Below are 22,443 nucleotides of genomic sequence, written 5' to 3' on the forward strand. Positions count from 1 at the left end.
AACTTATAGCAGAGCAATTTTAAAACACATGTGGCAATGCAACAGTCTCAAATTTTACTTTGGTTAGAACGCAGCTGCGCCTTTATCGGTGTGATCTTACTGTCGTTGTTTATTGCATCGCGCTTACATGCCACTGTCGCAGGCCAAGCTGATATAGAAGCGTTTGAGCAGTCACTCACTCAATTTCAACCCGACACCTCGCTTTGGTCAGATTCCGCCAAGAACAAATACCAAAAAACATTGCAGCAAGCGAACGAAGAAGTGATGGCGCTGCTGGAAATCGATGCCGTTGATATCAAGGTTCCTGTGTATTTCGATACTAGTGAACTCAACCTCAACCGGGGCGCAGGTTTAGTTGCTGGCGCCGGAGCCAACAACCTAGCTATTGCTGCGCATCGCGACAGTTATTTTCGCGGCCTTGCCGACATTGAAACCAATGACACCATTCGCGTTCGCAATTCAGACGGTGTGAGTGAAATTTACCAAGTGAATAAGGTTCTGATTGTAGAGCCAGACGACACTCGATTATTACGCACCGCCGAACAGCCAGAGCTCACCTTAATCACATGCTACCCCTTTTATTTTGTGGGTAGTGCGCCACAGCGATACATCGTCAAAGCCAGCCTTATTGACGACCCAAATGCCCTCTAAAAGCACACATTAAAAAGGAAATAAAACATGGAACTCCGTAAATTACGAATGACCTTAGCCGCACTAGCCATTGCTGCAGCGCCATTGGCCGCCCAAGCGGCTGACTGTTCGGATGTGGAATGGCATCCAGATGTGTTGGCAGCTTTCCCTGAAGCGCCACAATCATGCCAAGGCGTCATCGAAAAAGATGGTGCTATGTTTGTGAAAATGAAAGCCGAATTTGTCAGCATCACCGGTAAGCGAGTTCGTTTGCGCATCGAGCAGAATGATGGCGCCCGCAAGATGCATAGCTTTGTACCAGAAGCACCAATTTCGATTATGGCCGGTGGCAAAGCCACAACATGGCGTGAGCTCTACTCTGGCTACAAGATGAACATCTATATTCCAAGCGATCGGTTTGAGCTAGCTTCGGTTGATTCAGAAGAAGCTGTGGAAATGGCCGCTGAGATGCCAAAAACTGCCAGTGTTTGGCCTCTTGTTGGCATGTTAGGCGCAGGCTTGTTAGTTGTTGCAGGCTTCGCCCGTCGTTTACGCCGCCGCTAACTAGCGCTCGCGTACGTCATACATTTCTTGCCGCAGCGCGTCGTGTTTGAAACGACCCTGCGGCATTGCATGGCACTCCGCCTTCTCCGCGGCCTGATTATTTGCCTAGCAATGTTGAGCAAACCCCGTTAAGGCTTGCCGCCGCCTCTTTCACCGTCCCCGCACAGAGCTTAATTACCCTTCAAATAGCCCCATCACAGGCGTATCGCTTGATGTAAAACAATGTCCACAAGCCTGAACAGCCGGTTTGTTCACAATTTTTGGCTGTTAGCACTGGCAGTTGTTGTAAAAGTTGATAGCATGCGGCTTCCAATATTTTTCATCGTACTAGATAGGACTTATCGTCGTGGCAGTAAATATCGCACCGATCACCTTCAAAGAACACGCTAATACTAAAATCAAGCCATTGTCAGATTTCAATGCGTTTGCCAACCGCCACATTTCTCCTCTCGTGGTTCATGAATTTTCTCGTGCAGCGTGCTCGTTCCCAATCGTTTTCATCCAAGAGCCAGAATCCAAGAACTATAAAGTTGTTGCCATGTTCTCGGTTCAACCTAACGAAAACAAATTTGTGCAAGACGGCAAGTGGACAGCAGCTTACCTGCCTCACAACTTCGCTCGTGGCCCGTTCTTCATCAGCAGCGATGACAAGCCAGTGGTTTGTTTGAACCAAGGTGATGACCGCGTTTCAGAGACAGAAGGCGAAGCCCTGTTTAATGAGAAAGGCGAACAGTCTGAGTACTTCAAAGGTATCATTGGTTCAATTGAAAACCTGATGCAACAAGAAGCTGCGACCGAAGCTTTCATCAAAAAGTTGGTAGAACTTGAGCTGATGCGCCCATCAAACCTCAACATCCAACGTAAAGATGGCTCTAAGCACGAAGTAACAGGCATCAGCATTGTTGATGAAGAGAAATTTAAGAACCTCACCGACGAGCAAGTACTACAACTGAATAAATCTGGCTTCTTAGGCCTGATTTACATTCACCTGTGCTCTTTAGGTCAGATTCAAAACTTGCTGCGCGACTAATCGTAGCTTGCAATGAAACTCCAAAACGGCTCCTTAAAGGGGCCGTTTTTATTGAACTCTGCAAACAACTTAATCTATTGAGTTGGCTTGTTGTAAATGCTCACGCCTCTTCTGGTGCGTAGCGCTGCGGTAAAAATTGTTAAACAAGTTGATTTTAAGCATTCTCATATCGGCTTCCGTCCTTTAGGCTAGCTTCTTTCTCTTATTCTTCATTTGCGACTATCCATGAGCACGACATACAACGGAGTGCCCTCGTTAAAGGTACATGACAAACAAACAACCACAGGCTTGGTTTATCAGCTAGCATCTCAAGCTGGGCCCATTTCTCGTATAGAGCTAGCTGAGCTGGCGCATTTGGCACCGGCAAGCATTACTAAAATTTCTCGCCAACTGATTGCATGCGGCTTACTCCATGAAGTGAACGCACAACAATCGACTGGCGGACGTCGCCCCATCAATTTGCAAACCCGCACCGACAATCACCAAATTGTTGCCGTGCGTATTGGCCGTACCACGCTACACACCGGCTTATGTGATTTATCTGGCTCGGTATTGGCCAGTCGAGAAGTCCCCTTGAATGCCAGCAACGGAGAGCAATTAGTTGCGCGAATTACCGATGAAATCTCCACCTTGCTCGCGCAACATAAAGATCCGGACAAGGATCTAATGGCCATTGCAATGACCAGTCCGGGTTTGGTCAACACCCTGGCCGGTATCGTGCATTATCTACCACACATCAATTTAGCTGAGCCCTTAGCGCTGACGGAGCAAATCAGTAAGGTCTTTCATGTTCCCAGTTATTTGGGAAATAACATTCGAGCACTAGCCTTAGCCGAGCATTATTTCGGTTGCGCTAAAGATTGTCAGGATGTGATTGTTGTCAGGCTACACAATGGTATTGGAGCCGGCATCATTATTGATGGCGCAGTTTTATTGGGACAAGCTCAAAACCGTGGCGAGATCGGCCATATTCAAGTAAACCCGTTAGGCGAACGCTGCCACTGCGGGAATTTTGGCTGCTTGGAAACAATCGCATCGAACAAAGCAATTGTTCAGCGCGTTCAACAACTGTTTGAGTCTGGCTATAGCACGTCACTAAATCCAGACAATTTAACCGTCTCAACAGTCTGCGATGCGGCAAACCAAGGCGATGAGTTGGCTATTCGGGTTCTAACCGATGTTGCGGAAAACCTTGCTAAAGCACTCGCCACGACTATTAATTTGCTTAATCCGCAGGAAATTGTCATCGGTGGCCACATTACCGAAGCTTGGGGTGTCATCAAACCGGTTTTAGAAGCAACCCTGCAACGCCAAACCATGGCCAGCTTCATCAAGGATCTGCCCATCGAAGCATCAAAAATTGAACGGCATAGTTTGCTGGCGCCATTTGCACTCATTCGACGAGCGCTCAACAAGGGCCATTTGTTGCAGTACATGATTGATCAGATACACGGCCAACCAACCCCTTAGCCGTTATGCTTCCACGCGAGCGTTCGCAAGCGACCACAAAAAAAGCCTGACCGAAGTCAGGCTTTTTATCATGTCATTCTATGCTACTTGATCGTTAAAGCGACCTTGGTGATCTCTTCAATCCAAATGCTACGCATTTGACTAACGGCCTCATCGTAGTTGCCTGGGCTAAAAGAAGCCTCTCGCAGAAACTCGCCGGTCACGTAGTCACCATTTGCCTGCTTTATTTGATAACGCCCAGCAACGCGTAATTGCGAGTCGGAAATCAAGTGAAAACGATTCACTTCAACATCAAACAACATGGTTTCATGCTCAAGATCGGCGCCATTTAACACTTTGACCTGAGGCAATGCGTGGGACATGGTTTCAACGGTGAGCGCAGCTAATTCACGAGACAAGGGGGACGCCCAGCGCTGACGGGGCAAACTAAGCAGCTTGTTGTCGCCAACTTGGGCCATCAGGCGCGGATCATCAAGGTAATCCGCCACGAGGACCCGACGCACTTCCATCATGCCAGACACATCGTTGTTAACGTTGGCTAGCTCACCAACAGGGCTGGCCACTAACGAATATTGGTTGGCCTGTTTAGGCGGCGAAGCACAGCCCGCCAACAGCAAGCTCAATAACGCGGTAGCAGAAATAACTAAAGTTCTCATGGCGCTTCATCCTCATTCAAAATCGGATCTTCGACCTGGCCGCCAAATACAAATGAATCCGGTTTTTGGTTCACCATTTCCAGCAGTGGTTTAAGCTCCCACAAGACGTGTTGCAACGACTTCACTGTCTCACGCATGTCTTGATGCAATGCACTATTGGCATCATAACTGGCTAATGTTGTTTGTAATTGGTCCAATGTTGCTTTCATGTCTGAATTGGACTCTTCGTCTATCAAAATAGTATCGAGCTTGCTCATGGTGCCGTCGAAACTTGCCATGGCACTGGTTGCATTGCTCAGGGTGTTATTGAGCTCAGCAACCGTTTGTTCGAGCGGCAGCTCTTCGATTTTGCTCAGAATTCCAACAATCTGCTCGCCCATCCGGACTAAACCGCTGGACATACTCGGCAGCATTTCCATATCGGCAACGCGAGCAACACGAGTCAGCTCTGCCGAAAGTGGCGGTGCGTTGTCGTAAAAGTCGAGATCAATATAACGTGCGCCGGTCAGTAAGTTACCGGTTTGGATGGTGGCGCGCATGCCACGCTCAATCATACTATTGAGTTCGGCTTGCCACTCTTCGGTCGTTGGTAATTCATCTTTCGCATTCCAGCGTTCGAATTCAATGTGCACAAGAATTGGAATAATGCCGTTTTTCGACATCAATTCAGATTCAGTGCGGCGGCGATACGGCGCTTCGATAACCGAGCCAACGCGAATACCGCGAAACTCGACCGGCGAGTCGGGACCCAAATTCGCAATCGACTCTTCTAAGAACAACAGGTAAGGCTTGTAGAAGTCGAAATTGCCTTCAGTGGCGCGTTTTTCAGATTCGTATAAGCGGAATAAATCCCCTTCGGTCACTTCGCCAATAGGTCGCTCATCGCTGCTGAGGCCAAACGTGACACCGCCACTAAGCAAACTTTCCATGGAGTCCATTTGCACACTCAGACCTTCGGTATTCATTTTTAGTGAAATCGCCGACTGGATCCAAAACTTGGTATTACTGGCAATTAATTCATCAAATGGCGATTCGATAAAGATTTTGTAATCAATGTTGCCCGACTCAGTGTTGTAACTAACCTGTTCAATTTGCCCAACTTCAAATCCTTTATAATTGACTGGAGTGCCCGCCTCAACGGATTTATTCCCTTCACTTTGCAAGCTCAAACGCAAACCTTGGCGGTCGGGGTCGCCGAGCGGCGGCTCTTTCAATATCTGGTAGAGATCGCGCGCCTTTTTACTATCTCCAGGACGCACCTCAATGTAAGCCCCCGAGAGAATCGTTGTCAGGCCAGACACGCCGCCACGTCCAACTCTGGGCTTAACCACCCAAAGTTCACTATCTTCCACTAACATGCCGGCGTATGGCTTCTCGATACGGGCATTAACTACGGTGTGAGAATAGTCGTCGCTGAGCACTATCGATTCGATTTTACCGATATTCACAGAGCGCGCTTTTAGTGTGGTTTTACCGGCTGTTAAACCCTCAGCATTTGGCATGGTGATGGTGATCAACGGGCCTAAACTGCTGTAATGTTGATAAGCCATCCATAGCCCGATCAGTGCTGCTACGATAGGCACAAACCAGACCGAAGAAATCTTTGCCTTGCTCATGAACTACTAGTCTCCTTGGAGTTGCCATCATCCCAGATTAAACGCGGATCAAAGCTCATTGCTGAAATCATGGTCAAAATCACGACACCGGCAAACGACACAGTGGCCGGCCCCGGGTAGATTGCAATCAAACCATCGATACGAATTAAGGCCGCCAGAATGGCCACGACGAACACATCAATCATTGACCATCGGCCAACAAACTCAGTCATTCGGTATAGCTTCAACTGTCGCTTCGGATCATGAGAACGGTCCGACTTCACGACATAAGCTAACCAAGCAATGGCGACCATTTTAGCCAAAGGCACCATCACGCTAGCGATGAAAATAACCATGGCAACTGGATACGATTTGAGTTGCCATAGCAAGATGACACCGCCCATGATCGTGGCTGGATCGGAGCCACCGAGCAGGCTGGTGTCCATAATGGGTAAAATATTAGCGGGAATGTAAAGCACCATCGAAGCAATCAACAAAGCTAGGACTCGATCGAGTTTAGGGTCTTTTCTAGCGTGAACTTTATGATCGCAGCGCGGGCATTCATCCACGCCAACGGCATTCAAATTGCCGCAATAATGGCAAAGCTGAAAGCCATTTCTCAGCGCAGACGGGTGTTTGTTTTCAACAGGTACTGGCTTCGGTTGCGACACCAATTGCTGCCATAGCCAAGGCAAGTCGGTCACGATAGTGGTTTTTACCAACAGCACGGTAAATAAGCAAAACGCCCAGAAACTTAAACCGAATCCAACGTCAGCCATGCCCATGACTTTTACCAATGAAACTAAGATGCCAATCAGAAAAACATCAACCATGAGCCAATGTTTACTTTGGCCCAACATCAACAAGCAAGGGCGAACGAATATGGGCTGCAACTTAAACAGTAGCGCGCCATGCAAGTAAACCGTGATGAGTAAAAAGCCGATAGGGAAAATAACTAAGGTGACAAATAGCAATAAGGCCAACTCGTTGTAGCCATAACTCACTAAACTTCGGAGGGTCTGAGCAAAGTCCATCGTGACGGTGTGACCCGCCGATGAAAATGACATGAACGAATACATTAACGTCGCGATCAGCATCATTATGGCTGCGCTGGCGTATGCCAACGGCGCAATAGCCGGAGCGGTATGAACGACGGAAATATGATGATGACAACGTGGGCAATGAACGGCATCGCCTGCTTCTGCCACTGCGTCTGCAATCACATGATCACATTCTTCGCAGGCCGTTTGAGCAATCGCAGGAGTCTCAGCAACGGGGTGTTCAGAATCAGCCTCGTGGGCTGAAATTGTCGCCGAATCTAAGCTAGTAGGGTGTCCGCTCACGAATAAGTCAGTCCATTAATTTTGCGGCGTAAGGATTAACCTATCATCAATCTGACGCCATTGAAAATACTTCAAAAAGCTCATACCAAGTAGCACCACACCACCCTGCTCTGCAGGATTAATAAAGGCTTCAACTTGGCGTCGTTGCAAACCGCCTAAGCGTACTTCATCCGCTATCGTTCGGTACACTCGAATACGACCATTGGCAGTACTCACCACACTGGCTTTACCCTGCCGCAAACCCGCTTGATCAGCAATGTGCTGTGGAATACTTAAGTAGGTCGCGCCGGTATCTAATAAAAATTGCACCGCCACACCGTTAATCTCTCCCGGTGCAATGTAGTGCCCAGCTCGGTTGCGCACAAGTTCTAGTTGCTGAGAATCGCTCAAATTAAGGCCACGATTTGGTTGTTGCTTGTCACTGAGGTAGTCATTGAAAAACCAACCAGCCAACACAAAGAAACACAACCACGCCATTACCGCCATGGTTCGGCCCATGGATTTGGTTGAGTCTATTTGCTTGGTCATGATGCGCTCCTACGACAGTTCTGCCGCTAACCTTACTTCGTTTTAATCATTATTAGCCAGTGCCGCGAATAACTAAGCCTATAAATTTACGGCAAAAATAGTTAACTACTAGCTGCAATCATCATAACTCGATAACATGTTTGCAACCCATTAACACCTTTAACGATAGTTTCAACAAGGGGTTCAGTTACATGAAGTTTCATCACTTGTTCATATGTTGCGTATGCTCGTTGATAACTGCATGCGGTGGCGGCTCGTCATCTTCAGGTACAACGAGTGAAGGGCCAACAACCGAGCTTGAATCCATTTACCCATATCAGACCAGCAGCTACAGCGATGTGCTCGTTGAATGTGTTAACGCCTATCAGGATGAAAAATCTTGCTACGCCGATGTGCTACCGCCAATTGGAGCGGGGTCAAGTAGCGCAGATGTTGATGCCATTATGGACCGAGTGGTGGTCAGCCACGACTGGATGGCCGCGCGTATTGAAACCTTCTTGCAACAAGCGTCTCCCAGCTTAATCGCGATGTTTGATCCGCTATCGGCCATTGTCATTGCCTATGATATTCGCCCTGCGTTTTATCATCCGCTAACGGGCGCCATGTATATTGATCCGGCATATTTGTGGCTGAGCCCAACTGAGTACGCAACGATTGATGATAGCCCTGATTATCGCAGCGGCTATGGCAGTGAGTTAGTTTTGGACACCGGTTGGCGCTATGTTGACGATGCGGGCAACTATATCACCACCAGTAATTTTTCCGATGGCGATGACACCCGTAGCTTTGCCGACATAGTGCCTGGGCTAACCAACCTGCTCTATCACGAACTTGCGCATGCCAATGATTATTTGCCACCCGATGTTCTGAGCCAACTCATGCAGCCTTTCGGCGACGATTCCTTTTACGATCTGATCGATCAGGTTTTCGACGATGGCCTCAGTATTCAACAGCGCGTGGTTGGCGACTATCCACTGATTTATACCACCCTGAAAAATTTGGCCGACGTGCTGTTTGGCGGCGATGATGCCAGTTCAGTGTTGCTTGCACTTACGGCTCCAGACGCCGGTGCAATGTTTGAGCTCGACGGCGCCTCGGACATGTACAACTACTACACCAGTTCAGAAGACATCGCCATGTTGTTTGAAGAGGCGTTGATGTCTTATACCCTCGACGCATTGCGAGATGTGGCTTTTTTGCATCAAGACAACGACAGCTACTGCGAAAAAACAATCGGCTGGGGCCAGCGCGGCCGTATCGCCAACAATTTAGTGAAAGCCCGAGCACAACAAGTCATCAGCCTAATGCTGCCAGATCAAGCAACGGCCATTAACAATCACCTCGATAGCCTTGATGCCCCTCAAGCGCTGCCGAACGATGTCGCTTGGTGTACCTCAAGAACATTACTCTCGGCGCAGTCGTTGAGTTTACTGGCGAAGCCAACAAGCGAAGCGAAACAAGATGACGAGTTACGCCTACCGGTAGGTCATTAGCGCCTGCCTTAATCGAGTAACGTTAGCCCGCGCCATTTGAACAGAATAAAGCGCCTTAGATTTAGATAGTCACCGATAGCCGTTTTATTGTTGTCAGGTGGCGAACAGCCAACACGATTCGCGACTAGAAGTAGCTAGAGAAAAATAAGCAGGTTGATAGTACGAGAAAGTATGGCGATTGATGCGACGAGTGAGATTGGTTTGGCAAAGGCGCTAAATCTTCAGCTCGCAAACCAGGTAAAATTGACTTAATACTGAACCACATGAGGCTCAACATGAACCGAAACGAGTTTCGCCCCGCGCATAATGACTTCGCCAACATAGCGCTCGTAACCTGTTGACGTAAATTCAAATTGATAAATACGTTCGACAACCAAAAAGCTCGAGTCACCTCGCCGAAAATGCCAATGGCCCTGAACAACGCATTCATCTAACAGTTGCAGACCTAAGTTTTTGCAATAAGCCCGGGCCGCTTTGAGCGCCCGCTCTTGTGCCTCTTTAGCCTTCCACCAAATCACAGCAACGGCAGCAAGGCACATCAAGATAATCACAGATGACAAATCAAAAACCATTAACTCTCACACCCGAACTTCAACAATAGCGTTAGTCACAACAAAGGCGCATAGAGTTACATATCGTCAAGACAATGCAACCGTTAGTTGGCGATCACATTACCTGAGCTAGTAGTCCTTGTGCTCAACTTTACTGGCAATGACGTGATCCAATACCGGAGTCATGGTCACCGGCGGCTCTTTGACTAAGATGGCAGACATCATTTTTTGCCGAGCCTGTTGGTCTGAGTCATCCAATCGTAGCGCTTTGAGCCAGTGTCCTTCGCTCGGCCAATAGGACAATGAACGCCACCAGCCATCGCTGCACTTACTGAGCTTCGAGCCAAGCGCACCATACATATTGACATTACGATGGACGACCTCACTCCAGCCTTCTTGAAAATCCTGCTCTTTACCCGGTTTTAACTGCCAACGATAAAGTACGTGAAACATAAGCCACCTCACTGCTTTTCTAACTTGTTTTGATTTATAGCAGGGTGCTTATCATTCAAAGATGAGTGATCACTCAAATTTAATATTTTCTATGAGGGGCAAACCACAGTTTAAACAACTTGTTACCCATCATTTTCAAGTAAAACGGGATTTCAATATATGGTAACTATCGCTATAGTGTTGTTAATTCTGAGTAGGCGGTAGGTTGAGAACCAACTTCCTGAGCATTGGCGGCCCTGAATTCGCCACGTTTCTCCCTCAAAACCACTGAAGGAAAAGTGAGTTTTATGACATTATCACGCTTCTTGCTGCTTATTTTGGTGCTGTTCGTGTCAAACACGGTCCATGCATCATTCAATATTCGGCACGAATATAAATCTAACCGCCAAGAACACACCAGCCGCATGAAGGTTGATCACAAATTTGATAGCAATGTCAGCGTTGGCTTAGAAGTTAAATTTCGCAGTAAAGACTCTCAAGATTTCATGAAAGATGTGGAAGCCTATGCAAAGGAATTCTCCATTGCATATGACTACACGTTAAGCCCACAGTGGCGCTTGAGTCCTGGCATGCCTGTTGAAACATCAAACGGTAACGAAACATACAAGCCGCAACTTCGTTTAACGTATCGGCCTAGCTGGGACAAAATGTTGTCGTTGAGTGGTCGTTACCGCCTCGATATTAAGCCCCATGAAACCGTCAATAAATTCCGCCACCGCCTTACTTTTGTAGCGGGTTATAACTTTCAGAAGTGGGCCGCAAGTTACGAAGGCAATGTGTATTACTCCGATAATTCCAATTACCACCTTTACAACGGCGACCGCAAAAACTGGGAGCAAAACTTCAGCTTCCGTTACCGCGCAGTTGGTAACTGGGCGCCATTTTTTGAACTCGGCGATATTTCAGTAAGCAACCAATCTGACGACCGCGAACTACGTATGCGTGCGGGTATCCGAGTATCATTCAAATAGCCGCTACGCCGCTTTCTTGTTATTTACGAACAGCGGCAATGCGCACCACCATGTTCTGCTATAAAGCCGCTTTTGGCGGCTTGACTTCTGTAACACCATCACACGGCTCCGCCATTTCATAAAAAACCACTTAAGTTCCTAACAAATTTAACAAACCAGCTTTATTTTTAGTATTCATGCGGCATACTGAATTGGTCATGAAAGACAACAGCCTAAAACTACAATGCGTGTGGAAATAATCATATGAAAAGGATCTTACTTGTCGGGGCGCTGTTATTGGGAGCTGCTGGAACTGCGCAAAGCGCGCCAGCCACTCAAGATTACCAATTCCCGTTCTCAGACCCGTTCAAAGCTACGGTGTTTGGCACCCCAGCAGACTTCAAAGCTGAATTGCCAGACGATATAAATCGAAAAGAATTCACTATTGATATCCTCCCCCAACAAGAAACCCCTGAAGTATTTTGGTTTCACGAAGGGTTTGAATACTCGGTCGTCTATCAAGAAAAGCCCGCACCACTCGTGTTTTCTATTGCCGGCACCGGCGGTAAATACAATGGCGGCAAGATGATTGCGTTGGAAAAGGCTTTCTTCAAAGCTGGTTACAACGTCATTTCAATCACCTCTCCGACCCACGCCAACTTCATTGTGACCGCCTCGGACGATAAAATGCCGGGCTATTTGGCTAAAGATGCCGAAGAAATTTATAAGGTCATGCAGAAAACCCTAGCTCACGCTCAGGACAAGCTAGGCGATAAGCTACAAGTGACTGATTACTACCTCACCGGCTACAGCCTAGGTGGCGCACATTCGGCATTTGTCAGCAAACTTGATGAAGAACAGAAAGTCTTCGACTTTAAGAAAGTGCTGTTAGTCAATCCGCCAGTCAGCCTATACAACTCCGTGACTATCCTTGATGGTTATGTTGAAGCAGTAGGCCAAGATGGTTTACGAAATACGGTAAATAGTATCTTTGAACGGGTGGGCGACAATATTTCCCATGCGACCCGTGTGGAACTAACACCTGAGTTCCTGTACCAAATGTTTATCGAAGCCAAAGTGAATGACCATGAGTATTCACAGCTCATTGGCTTAGCATTCCGGTTAAGTTCTACCGACATGATTTTCGCCATTGATGTGATGAGAAACCTAGGTGCTGTTACCTATAAAAATCATCACATCAGTAAGTTCGAAAGTACCAGTCACTCCTTCATTCGCGGCTCTTCAATAGGCTTTTTGACCTACTTTGAACGAGGCATGGTGCCGTTCTATCAAGAGCAAGATGCCTCAGTCACTCGAGCGGAAATGATTAAACGATTAAGCCTTGTCGACTTAGAAGAATACCTCAAAACATCGAGTAAAATCGGTATGGTCACCAACGCCGATGACATCATTCTAGCGGGCCCGGATCTTAAGTTTTTACAAGATACCTTCGGCGACCGTGGCTGGGTTTATCCAAATGGCGGCCACTGCGGCAACATGGATGAAAAAGTGTGGGTAGATGACATGCTCGCGTTTTTCGCCAGCAGTAAATAAGCAGGGAGCAATCATAAATGAAACAATTAAATCACGTGCGCAATCTGGTAATGGCAACCGCCGCAGTGTTGCTGACCGCATGTAGCGCCACGCCAGACTTAGAACCTGACGCCAAAGAGCCTCGCTTGGCTCACCCGGATACCAGTCAAATGGATCCTCGCGGTATTGGTTATGTTGATAACGATCCATGGGAAGGTTTTAACCGTCGCATGTACTACTTCAACGCCAAAGCCGATGAGTATGTTTTGTTACCTGCAGTTAGTGGCTACGAATACATTACGCCTGAGATCATGCAAACCGGTGTGAATAACTTTTTCAGTAACTTAGGCGAAGTGAGTACGTTTCTGAACTCGTTATTCCAGCTTAAAGGCGAGCGAGCCGTTACTACAGCATTCCGTTTTGTCACCAACTCAACCATTGGTATTTTCGGTCTATTCGATCCAGCAACAGCAATGGGCGTATACAAAGAGCGAGAAGATTTTGGTCAAACATTGGGTTACTGGGGCGTGGGCGATGGCCCATACTTGGTACTGCCATTCTTGGGCCCTTCATCGGCTCGTGATGGCTTTGGCTTGCTTGTAGATTCACTTGTCTACAACGAGTTAATAGACGAGATGGGCTTAAAATCAGAAGAAGAGTTCGCGCTGTTTTTGCTGCGCTCAATTAACGCTCGTAAACAAATTCCATTCCGCTATTACGCAACAGGTTCGGCATTTGAGTACGAGTTAATTCGATTCCTCTACTTCCGTGCTCGTACTTTGCAAATCCAACGCTAACGATTTGCCTGCCCACCTCCAACTAAAGGTTGGATGTGGGCAAATTCCATTCTTTATTTCGCTGGAAATCCGTTAGCCATAACACAACCTTAGCCCTGCATTTTTTGAACACCCTCGCCTCGATAAAATTGGATTTAACATGTTAGTACACAGCAACTACCACGGCTTAGCTCTCGCAACTCTAACAAGTTTGACTGTATTCCTTTCCGCCTGCTCTGAAGCGCCTAAGCAAGCGCCTCCACCACCTAAGGTTGAATATGCTGAGGTTATCGAAAGCTCGATGAAACCAGTCGTCGAGTTTGTTGGCCGAACCGTTGCTTCAGAAGATGTGTCCATTAAGGCTCGAGTCAGTGGCCAATTATTGTCGCGAAACTTTACTGAAGGCGCCAATGTACAAGCCGCCGATTTATTGTTTGAGATTGACCCCGCCCATTACCAAGCGGAAGTCAGTTTAAAAACAGCGTCGCTCGAACAAGCCGAAAGTGCGTATCAGGTTGCCATGCTGCAATACTCGCGCGGCAAGAAACTCAACGACAAAAAGCTGTTGAGCGACATGGACATGGATGAGTTAACGTCGCGCATGCTGCAAGCAAAGTCAGCTGTCGCGGGCGCTCAATCATCGTTAGATGTTGCCAAACTCAATTTGGAATACACCAAGGTGTATGCCCCCATTGCCGGCAGAATGAGTCAGTCTGAAGTGTTCCTCGGTGACCAAATCACTCCCGATAAGCAAATGGCGAATTTGGTACAACTTGATCCTATGTGGATTGATTTCCAAATCTCAGAGCGCAGCGCCTTAAATGCCGCTAGAGAAGTCAACAAAACAGGCAAGTCGTCCATTGAAGATCTAACCGTAAAACTGCGCTTACCCAACGACGAAATCTATGAGCACACAGGCACCATTAATTCTGCCAACAACCGAGTGGATCCAGCCACCGGCACCATTTCAATTCGTGCCACCTTCAGTAACCCCAAACAATTGCTTCTGCCGGGCATGTACGTGTCGCTCATCATCGAGTCAAAAGAAGACGAGCAAGCAATATTAGTGCAGCAGCGAGCAATATCTCAGGATCAGCAAGGCCATTTCGTGTTGGTGATTGACGCAGAGAACAAGGTCGAGAAACGCATCGTTAGCGTGGGCAAACAATACGGTATCAATTGGCATATTACTGACGGCCTTTCTATTGGAGAAAATGTCATTGTCAGTGGGTTACAGAAGGTTCGCCCCGGCGTGACTGTTGATCCGGTTGAAAGTCAGCCGCTGCCGTTTGCTGGTAACTAACAAAGGATTGTCATGATGAAGCCGTTTAGTCTATCGTGCGGGGCCAGCTATGATCAGTAAATTTTTTGTTGGCCGACCTAAATTTGCCTTCGTCATCTCCATCGTATTGACCATGATGGGGCTGATTGCCATTCCAGTATTACCGGTTGCTGAATTTCCTCAAATAGCGCCACCGCAAGTTGCAGTGTCCACCAGTTACCCAGGCGCCAACTCACAGGTTGTGCAAGAAACGATTGCCAAAACCATTGAGTCACAAGTCAATGGCGTTGAAGGGATGATTTATATGTCGTCCAAATCGGCAGGGGATGGCAGCTACAACCTGACCGTGACATTCGAGGTTGGCACCAATGCCGATATGGCACAAGTCAACGTGCAAAACCGAGTGCAACAAGCCATGCCTAAATTACCTGAAGAGGTGAGCCGGCAAGGCGTTAGTGTTAAGAAGAAAAGTAGCAGCATGTTGTTGGTTGTCAATCTAACCACCGAGCCGGATAAGTTCGATTCCTTGTTTCTTACTAACTACGCCGGCATTAACATTAAAGATAACTTAGCTCGAGTGCCGGGCGTATCAGACGTGACCATCATCGGCGCGATGGACTATGCCATGCGGGTGTGGCTCAACCCCGATCGAATGGCCGCGCTAAAAATAACAACCTCCGATATTACCCAAGCACTGCAAGAGCAAAACATTCAAGTGGCGGCTGGCCGTATCGGTGCTGCTCCAGTTCCACGCGATCAGCAATTCCAGTTCACCTTGTCGACTCAAGGCCGATTAAGCTCGGTAGAGCAATTCGAAAATGTCATATTGCGAACTGACCGCGATGGCTCCATGGTCACATTGGCTGACGTTGCGCGGCTCGAGTTGGGCTCGCAAACTTATGACGCTGAGGGCAAGCTCAACAACAACCCAAGTGCCATTATCTCGATTTACCAGATCAGTGACGCCAACGCATTGGAAGTCGCCGCAGGGATCCGCGCCGAAATGGATCGGCTGTCCGAAAACTTCCCTGATGGCGTCGGTTACGAGATTTTGTTTGATACCACCGAGTTTGTTGAAACGTCTATTAATGAAGTGGTCAGCACACTCTTTATCTCGGTTGCGCTAGTTATCTTGGTGGTGTTCATATTTTTGCAAGATGTGCGCTCAACCGTGGTGCCCGCCATTGCGATTCCAGTTTCATTAGTCGGTACCTTTGTATTTCTGCTGATGTTTGGCATGACCATTAACACGGTATCGCTGTTCGCATTAATTCTCGCCATTGGTATTGTGGTCGATGATGCCATTCTGGTGGTAGAAAACGTCAGTAGAATCATGGCCGAAGAGGGCTTGTCTGCTCCTGAAGCCACGATTAAAGCCATGAGTGAAGTCACCGGGCCAATTATCGCAACAACCTTGGTGTTGCTAGCGGTATTCGCGCCAACAGCGGTGATGCCGGGGATCACCGGGCAAATGTATGCTCAGTTCTCCATTACCATTTGTATTTCAGTTCTGATCTCGTCGGTCAACGCATTAACCTTGAGTCCGGCGTTATGCGCCACCTTACTCAAGCCACCGAAAGTGCACGAGAAAGGCTTTCACGCCCTGTTTAACAAACACTTCTCACGACTGACCAATGGCTACACAGGACTTGTCCAGCAAGTCTTGCGTAAATTTGTTCTCGTTGGGGTGGTTTATGTTGCTCTGCTCGCCATCACCGGAACCTTAGGTAGTCAACTGCCAACAGGGTTTGTGCCGCAAGAAGACAAAAAATACTTTATGGTCGATTTGCAGCTTCCCGATGGCTCTTCGATTAATCGCACCGATGTAGTGATGAAAGAAATGGTCGACTTATCACTGGCAGAGCCCGGTGTAGAAGACGTGATTCATGCATCCGGCTTTAGTATTTTGACCAATGCAGTGGCATCGAATGCCGGCTTGTTGATTGTGACTTTGTCGGATTGGAGTGAACGCTCAGATCCAAGCATGCACGAACATGCCATTGTGCGTCGGTTACAAGCAAAATATGCCGCTGTCACTGAAGCCAAAGCGATTGCTTTTTCACTTCCGGCGATCTCAGGGCTAGGTAATGTTGGCGGCGTTGAATTCGTGCTGCAAGATACACTCGGCAAAAGCCCCGTCGAGTTGTCGAACGTGATGAATGGCTTTATTTTAAAAGCCAATGAACAACCAGAAATTGCGCTGGCTTTCAGCAACTTTAGAGCCGATGTGCCACAACTTTATGTGGATGTTGATCGCACCAAAGCAAAAGTCCAAGGCGTTCCGTTGTCGGATATTTTTGGCACCTTGTCGACCTTTCTCGGCTCGGCCTATATCAATGACTTCAACCTCTACGGCAAAGTATTCCGAGTCATGGCGCAAGCCGAAACTGAATTTCGAAATGACCAATCAGATATCAAGCGCTTTTACGTTCGTACAGCGAGCGGAGAGATGGTGCCCTTAAGCACGCTCATTGAAGTTGTGCCCAAGCTCGGACCCGATGTGCTCGATCAATACAATTTGTATCCATCAGTGACGATCAACGCGGTACCAGCACCTGGATATAGTTCGGGCGATGTCATTACGGCATTGCAACATGCCGCCGCTCAGTCACTGCCTGCCGGTTACACCTTTGACTGGACGGGACAAACCTATCAAGAACTAAAAGCGGGCAATTTGGCCGTCTTTATTTTTGCTTTGGCGATTGTCTTTACCTATCTGTTTTTAGTGGCCCAGTATGAAAGTTGGACAATTCCGCTGGCCGTGATGCTGTCTGTGCCGTTGGCCATCATGGGAGCTTTTTTAAATATTTGGCTTGCCGGTGCGGAGATGAACCTCTATTCGCAAATTGGACTGGTGTTGCTCATTGGCTTGGCCAGTAAAAACGCCATTTTGATTGTTGAGTTTGCCAAGATGCTTCGCGAAGATGAAGGCCTACCGATTCTAGAAGCCGCAGCGAAAGCTGCCCGACTTCGCTTCCGTGCGGTATTGATGACGGCGATCTCTTTTATCTTTGGGATCTTCCCGTTAGTGGTTGCAGTCGGCGCAGGCTCAGCAAGCAGGAATTCACTGGGATATGCCGTATTTGGCGGCATGTTGGCCGCGACATTGGTAGGCACACTCATTGTCCCCGTGTTCTATGCCATGCTGCAGACTATGCGTGAGAAATTGAAACGACCAACGTCATGAGTGCGCGTGCTCTCAACTTAACAATGGTCGGTAAGCAAAGTTTGTTATTGCTCCTATGATCAATAACAACAGAACTAAACAAAGGGAGTATCGATGAAGCAGACCTTAGGCAGCATCACATGGTCTTATCGAACGGCAGCTGCCGGCATATTGTTGAGCCTATGCGCAAGCGCAAGCCTTGTTTCCAGCTTCAGTGCAGCTCAGGAGCCTCACCCATATGTTCATCGGGAGCAGGCTCGCGACATCGTCAAACAATTTGCCAGTCAACTAAAGCCTGAGTTAGTGAGCATCATGCGCACAGACGGCCCGGTTGCGGCCATTAAGGTATGTGCCGAGCGTGCGCCAGAAATTGCAGCCAGCTTATCCGAGCAAACCGGCTGGCAAGTCAAACGGGTCAGTTTAAAAGCACGGAATCAAATCACCGCCATTCCCGATGAGTGGGAGCAGCAAATCCTCAGATCATTTGAGAAATCAGCAGTCAATGGCATACCGATAAAACCATTATTTGCCGAGCTGCAAAACGACAAGCAATATCGTTATATGCAAGCTCAGCCGGTAGGCGCCCTTTGCTTGCACTGCCACGGAAGTAACTTAACACCGGGGATAAAAAAAGCGCTGGCAGAAACCTATCCGAAAGACATTGCCACGGGATACCAGCTGAATCAGATCCGGGGTGCATTTAGCCTAGTGTTGCAACTGCCAGAAGCCGCTGAACACTAACGGTTCAGCGGTGAAGTTTACAGATAATGAGATCCGCATCTGGGACGCTGGCGACTTGCCAGCCATTGTCTTCAGCTCGAATTAAATAGGCCTTGGGCTCAACTTCCACCAGCTGCCATTGCTTTTGCTGCCATTCAACCGTCGGCTTGCGGGTTAGCGAACTAACATCAATCCCGTCTGGCAAGGTACTTGCCAAATCCAATTCTTGGTATTGCGCCAACTTGTACTGAACGCAAAAGTTGAATTTCAACTGCTGCTCGGTTTGTATCTGCTCGGCTTGTTGTTGCGCTTGTTGTAGTTTGTGCTGAGCAACCCGTTCTTGCTCTTGCTGGCGTTCAGCCTGCTCGGCTTTAGCGCGTTCAATTTGCCGAGGTTTAGCTTCAACAGCATCGGCTAAAGCGCTGGTAGTAGCCTGTTCGGCCGGTTTATGTTCGCTAGGCGCAGGTGACGACTTGGCTAACGGCATCAATTCGGCAACCTCCGTTGCATCGGTCTGCATACGCTGCTCAACTTGCTGTGGTGTATTGATTGATACCACGTTTGGTTGCCATAACCACCAGCCCAAAACAGCGACACCAACCACAGATGCAGCCCGAGCCCAATTAGGAAACGACGCCCAATCTCGCCCTTTGGGGGCCTGCTGATGCGCTTGCTTTAGGATGTGTTCATCTAATTTGCTTGGTGGTGCCATCGCATCGATTGCTTCACGATAAGCTTGCTCTAACCGGTTGTCAGAGGTGTCTTGCTGGTCTTGTTGTTTACTCATGGTTCCGCTCCCAGCAATGCCTTAATTTATCGTAAGCCGCCCGAATTCGGCTCTTCACCGTTTCAAATGTTGCACCTAACATCAGGCTGATTTCATCCACCGGCAAGCCGGTTTGTTTTAGCATAAATGCTTGCTGCTGGGCGTGAGGTAAGCGACCAACACACATTAAAATCACTGCATTGGTGGCTTGATCTAACTGAATTTGCAAAGGGTCTGGCTGCGGCGACGCTTGCTCTGGCACATCATCAATCGGTTGCAGCTTATTGTTCATTGGCTTGTGATGGGCCCGCCAGTAATCAGCAATCTTGCGCCGAGCAATGGTAAATAAATAGGCTCGAAAGCTACCACAAGGCATGTAGTTTGCGGCCTGTTTAATGACATCAGTCCAGCAATCCTGAAAAACATCATTTGTGGCTGCTTCTGGCAGTTGCTGGCGGATAAAACCAAACAAAGGTTTGCGAAAACGCTGGTAGAGAATGTCAAACGCAGCGGCATCGCCACGTTTGCCATAATCATCCAGTAATTGGTCGTCGTTACGAAAGCTCATCGGTTGATTCGTTATCCTAAATCTTATGCCCTTGCCGATGATGCCATACTGCAACATCTGCTTTGAGATGATTCGATTACGGGTTGAGTGTAACCAAGGCTGTGCGGCTACGATTTTCACGATGGTTACTCGGATCAGCGATGTGTTGCTGATCCACTGCCGTTAGGCGTGCATCCAAACTAGCCGCTAATCGAACTAAGCCAACAAACTCCGCACGATAGCCAAATGGATCCAAGCCTTTGTTCTGATTAGCCCAATCAGTAAGTTCAGCATAATCTATATTGGCTAAATAGTCGCTATGACGAAGCTTTTGTGCAAAGGCTGCTACCGCAAAGGCAAATTGATCATCTTGCTTCAGCTTTGCTGTAGGGGTCATTTCAGTCAAGTTGATGCGCTGCTTTAGCAATTGTGATGCTTGCCCCTGATGCAATTTATAACGAACGCGGATCTCCGCAGCCGTTTGCTGGTCGACGCCAGTATTTTCCTGCAGGCGTTGAAACACCAAGGGCTCAATAGTCGTTGGCTCTCCTACCAAGGTCAGCTCATAAATAGCCGTCACCGAATGGCCTGCGCCCATGTCGCCAGCGTCTTTACCATCTTGATTAAAATCTGCCCGCGCTAGTTGACGATTTTCGTATCCCACCAGGCGATATTCAGCCACCACCTCGGGGTTAAACTCCACCTGCAATTTGACATCGTGAGCAACCACTTGCAGTGAGCTACCCAGTTGATCAACGAGTAACTTTTGCGCTTCATGGAGGCTATCAATATACCCAGCCATGCCGTTGCCAATATCGGCCAATTGCTCCATCAACTCATCATTGTAATTACCTTGGCCAAAACCTATGGTCGAAAAATGAACGCCTTGTTGCCGCTTAATCTCAATGTGCTGCTTCAGATCATCAAGGTTGGTCACACCAACATTCAAATCGCCATCGGACATCAACAAAATGTGGTTAATGCCATCATCAATAAAACCTTGCTGCGCTTGCTGATAGGCCAGTTCAATCCCCGCACCGCCGTTGGTGGAGCCTCCCGCAGCCAAGCCATTAATGGCTTGCCCAATAGTCAATTGGTCGTCTGCTGACGTACTTGGCAACGCAACCTTGGCACCATTGGCATACGTGACAATTGCCATCCGGTCGTCGGCTTGTAAGCGACTTAGCATCAGGCGCAATGATTGTTTCACCATCGGTAGTTTATTGTTTGCGCGCATAGAGCCCGACACATCGACCAACACGACAATATTGGCTGCGGGCCGCTGTGACGGATCAGGTTGGTAACTGTTAACGCCAATTCGCAACAGGTGACGATGGTCATTCCAAGGGGATGGTGTGAGCAAAGTATCAACCGCTATCGGCTTATCTAACGATGAAGCTGGGCCATATTGGTAATGGAAGTAGTTAATCAGCTCCTCGGTTCGAACCGCATCTTTTGGCGGCAGTTGCCCTTGCTCAAGCCAGCGCCGTACATTGGCATAACTGGCGGTGTCTACATCCGCACTAAACGTCGAGACCGGTTGTTCGCTCACTCGGAGCACGCCGTTATCGACAAGATGTTGATAGATTTCGTTATTTCGACCTACATCGTATTGAACCGCCGAAGATGGCAGTGCCATTCGCGTGCGAGTTTGTATCAATGCTGGCGAAGCTGGCGCTGCTATTGCCGCCTTTTGAGCTGACGATTTAGAGTCCATCAGCTGGCGTTGCATTGCGATGTCATGCTCTGGCAGTGGTTGAACAACCACGGGAGATTTGCTGGCATCATTTGCTGCTTCAGCCTTCTCGGTCTCAGTTATTGAACATGCCATAAGGCTTAATGAACAGGCGGCAACAAGCGCTATTAACGACGGCTGAACCATGCCTGTTTTGTTAATCAAGGTTGAAGTAACCATGGAATTTTTCCTCTACAGATAACGTGGTTGCAGAGGTAATCGGGGTAGAAACAAAAACGGGGCAAAAAAATTTTAATTATTTGCTAATTGGCTCGGAGGCAGAAGCAGAAAACGTTGGCGAGCACGCCATAGGAAAACAGAAACGGATGATGCAATCACGAGCAGCAACACAGCCACCCACCAGATGGGCACCATCAAAGCACTGGCAAGTATGGTTGGCCACAAGACCGCCATGGCAACCAAAAAAGTCCGAGGGCTAACCGCTCGATGTTGCTGATAATGACGCAACGATTTACCAAACACCGGATGATTCATCAACCACGCGTGTAGCCTGGGCGATGCTTTTGCACTTAACGCCGCGGCGGCCAACAAGAATGGCGTCGTAGGCAACAACGGTAAGAAAGCCCCTAAGATCCCAAGGCCAACACAAATTAATGCCAGAAGGTGCATGAATAAATATTTGATACGCATGACA

General features: G+C 48.1%; 21 protein-coding genes. 11 read left to right on the forward strand and 10 right to left on the reverse strand.

The annotated features are described in order from the left end of the window. The first annotated feature begins 36 nt into the window (after positions 1-36). The 4 genes from K0504_RS05365 to K0504_RS05380 all read left to right on the forward strand — a co-directional run bounded on the left by K0504_RS05365 (position 37) and on the right by K0504_RS05380 (position 3,694). Positions 37-651: a class D sortase gene (locus tag K0504_RS05365; RefSeq protein WP_220103143.1), complete on the forward strand. Its 615-nt coding sequence runs from the start codon at positions 37-39 to the stop codon at positions 649-651. Between the two features lie 27 nt (positions 652-678). After that, complete coding sequence (locus tag K0504_RS05370) at positions 679-1,194, forward strand: hypothetical protein (RefSeq protein WP_220103144.1); 516 nt, start codon at positions 679-681, stop codon at positions 1,192-1,194. A 346-nt stretch (positions 1,195-1,540) separates the two neighbouring features. After that, on the forward strand, positions 1,541-2,224 hold the full coding sequence (locus K0504_RS05375) for a SapC family protein (RefSeq protein ID WP_220103145.1): 684 nt from the start codon (positions 1,541-1,543) through the stop codon (positions 2,222-2,224). A 225-nt stretch (positions 2,225-2,449) separates the two neighbouring features. After that, positions 2,450-3,694: an ROK family protein gene (locus K0504_RS05380; protein WP_220103146.1), complete on the forward strand. Its 1,245-nt coding sequence runs from the start codon at positions 2,450-2,452 to the stop codon at positions 3,692-3,694. Between the two features lie 83 nt (positions 3,695-3,777). Here K0504_RS05380 and K0504_RS05385 read toward each other — a convergent pair whose 3' ends face one another. Genes K0504_RS05385 through K0504_RS05400 form a run of 4 tightly spaced genes read right to left on the reverse strand, consistent with a single transcriptional unit; the run spans position 3,778 to position 7,816 of the window. Continuing rightward, a complete protein-coding gene (locus K0504_RS05385) occupies positions 3,778-4,350 on the reverse strand; it encodes a PqiC family protein (protein ID WP_220103147.1) in 573 nt (190 codons plus the stop codon). Further along, a complete protein-coding gene (pqiB, locus tag K0504_RS05390; RefSeq protein ID WP_220103148.1) occupies positions 4,347-5,966 on the reverse strand; it encodes an intermembrane transport protein PqiB in 1,620 nt (539 codons plus the stop codon). Before pqiB ends, K0504_RS05385 begins: the two co-directional genes overlap by 4 nt. After that, the gene (locus K0504_RS05395) at positions 5,963-7,288 is read right to left on the reverse strand and encodes a PqiA/YebS family transporter subunit (protein WP_220103149.1); all 1,326 of its coding nucleotides are present in this window, start codon (positions 7,286-7,288) and stop codon (positions 5,963-5,965) included. The genes pqiB and K0504_RS05395 overlap by 4 nt, the downstream gene beginning before the upstream one ends. A 15-nt stretch (positions 7,289-7,303) precedes the next feature. Further along, positions 7,304-7,816, reverse strand: coding sequence for a retropepsin-like aspartic protease family protein (locus tag K0504_RS05400; RefSeq protein ID WP_220103150.1), 513 nt, complete (start codon positions 7,814-7,816; stop codon positions 7,304-7,306). Positions 7,817-8,046: 230 nt separating this feature from the next. Here K0504_RS05400 and K0504_RS05405 point away from each other — a divergent pair, with 230 nt between their 5' ends. Next, a complete protein-coding gene (locus K0504_RS05405) occupies positions 8,047-9,309 on the forward strand; it encodes a hypothetical protein (protein WP_220103151.1) in 1,263 nt (420 codons plus the stop codon). A gap of 248 nt (positions 9,310-9,557) precedes the next feature. Here K0504_RS05405 and K0504_RS05410 read toward each other — a convergent pair whose 3' ends face one another. Together K0504_RS05410 and K0504_RS05415 are read right to left on the reverse strand one after the other, a co-directional pair. Further along, on the reverse strand, positions 9,558-9,860 hold the full coding sequence (locus K0504_RS05410) for a DUF3301 domain-containing protein (protein WP_318837940.1): 303 nt from the start codon (positions 9,858-9,860) through the stop codon (positions 9,558-9,560). Positions 9,861-9,989: 129 nt separating this feature from the next. Continuing rightward, positions 9,990-10,313 (reverse strand): antibiotic biosynthesis monooxygenase family protein, encoded by a 324-nt coding sequence (locus K0504_RS05415; RefSeq protein WP_220103153.1) that lies wholly within the window; start codon positions 10,311-10,313, stop codon positions 9,990-9,992. A 287-nt stretch (positions 10,314-10,600) separates the two neighbouring features. Here K0504_RS05415 and K0504_RS05420 point away from each other — a divergent pair, with 287 nt between their 5' ends. From K0504_RS05420 to K0504_RS05445, 6 genes are all read left to right on the forward strand, one after another. Next, entirely contained in the window at positions 10,601-11,284 is a 684-nt protein-coding gene (locus K0504_RS05420) for an oligogalacturonate-specific porin KdgM family protein (RefSeq protein WP_220103154.1), read from the forward strand. Positions 11,285-11,527: 243 nt separating this feature from the next. After that, a complete protein-coding gene (locus K0504_RS05425; RefSeq protein WP_220103155.1) occupies positions 11,528-12,817 on the forward strand; it encodes a hypothetical protein in 1,290 nt (429 codons plus the stop codon). Between the two features lie 17 nt (positions 12,818-12,834). Then, positions 12,835-13,593 carry an MlaA family lipoprotein gene (locus K0504_RS05430; RefSeq protein ID WP_220103156.1) on the forward strand — a complete coding sequence of 253 codons (759 nt, stop codon included), beginning with the start codon at positions 12,835-12,837 and terminating at the stop codon, positions 13,591-13,593. Positions 13,594-13,732: 139 nt separating this feature from the next. Next, complete coding sequence (locus K0504_RS05435) at positions 13,733-14,875, forward strand: efflux RND transporter periplasmic adaptor subunit (protein WP_220103157.1); 1,143 nt, start codon at positions 13,733-13,735, stop codon at positions 14,873-14,875. Positions 14,876-14,924: 49 nt separating this feature from the next. Continuing rightward, positions 14,925-18,041 (forward strand): efflux RND transporter permease subunit, encoded by a 3,117-nt coding sequence (locus tag K0504_RS05440; RefSeq protein WP_220103158.1) that lies wholly within the window; start codon positions 14,925-14,927, stop codon positions 18,039-18,041. Between the two features lie 93 nt (positions 18,042-18,134). After that, the gene (locus K0504_RS05445; protein ID WP_220103159.1) at positions 18,135-18,761 is read left to right on the forward strand and encodes a Tll0287-like domain-containing protein; all 627 of its coding nucleotides are present in this window, start codon (positions 18,135-18,137) and stop codon (positions 18,759-18,761) included. Between the two features lie 4 nt (positions 18,762-18,765). On the opposite strand, the gene K0504_RS05450 is transcribed toward K0504_RS05445, so the two are convergent. From K0504_RS05450 to K0504_RS05465, 4 genes are all read right to left on the reverse strand, one after another. After that, positions 18,766-19,527: a hypothetical protein gene (locus tag K0504_RS05450; RefSeq protein ID WP_220103160.1), complete on the reverse strand. Its 762-nt coding sequence runs from the start codon at positions 19,525-19,527 to the stop codon at positions 18,766-18,768. Then, complete coding sequence (locus K0504_RS05455; protein WP_220103161.1) at positions 19,520-20,074, reverse strand: sigma-70 family RNA polymerase sigma factor; 555 nt, start codon at positions 20,072-20,074, stop codon at positions 19,520-19,522. The genes K0504_RS05450 and K0504_RS05455 overlap by 8 nt, the downstream gene beginning before the upstream one ends. 76 nt (positions 20,075-20,150) lie before the next feature. Next, positions 20,151-21,968, reverse strand: a complete 1,818-nt coding sequence (locus tag K0504_RS05460) for a vWA domain-containing protein (protein WP_220103162.1) — start codon at positions 21,966-21,968, stop codon at positions 20,151-20,153. 72 nt (positions 21,969-22,040) lie between these two features. Further along, the gene (locus K0504_RS05465; RefSeq protein ID WP_220103163.1) at positions 22,041-22,439 is read right to left on the reverse strand and encodes a YbaN family protein; all 399 of its coding nucleotides are present in this window, start codon (positions 22,437-22,439) and stop codon (positions 22,041-22,043) included. Positions 22,440-22,443: the final 4 nt, after the last annotated feature.

Origin of the sequence: Neiella holothuriorum, assembly GCF_019457915.1 — a bacterium.
In the GTDB taxonomy this organism is placed as follows: domain Bacteria; phylum Pseudomonadota; class Gammaproteobacteria; order Enterobacterales; family Neiellaceae; genus Neiella; species Neiella holothuriorum.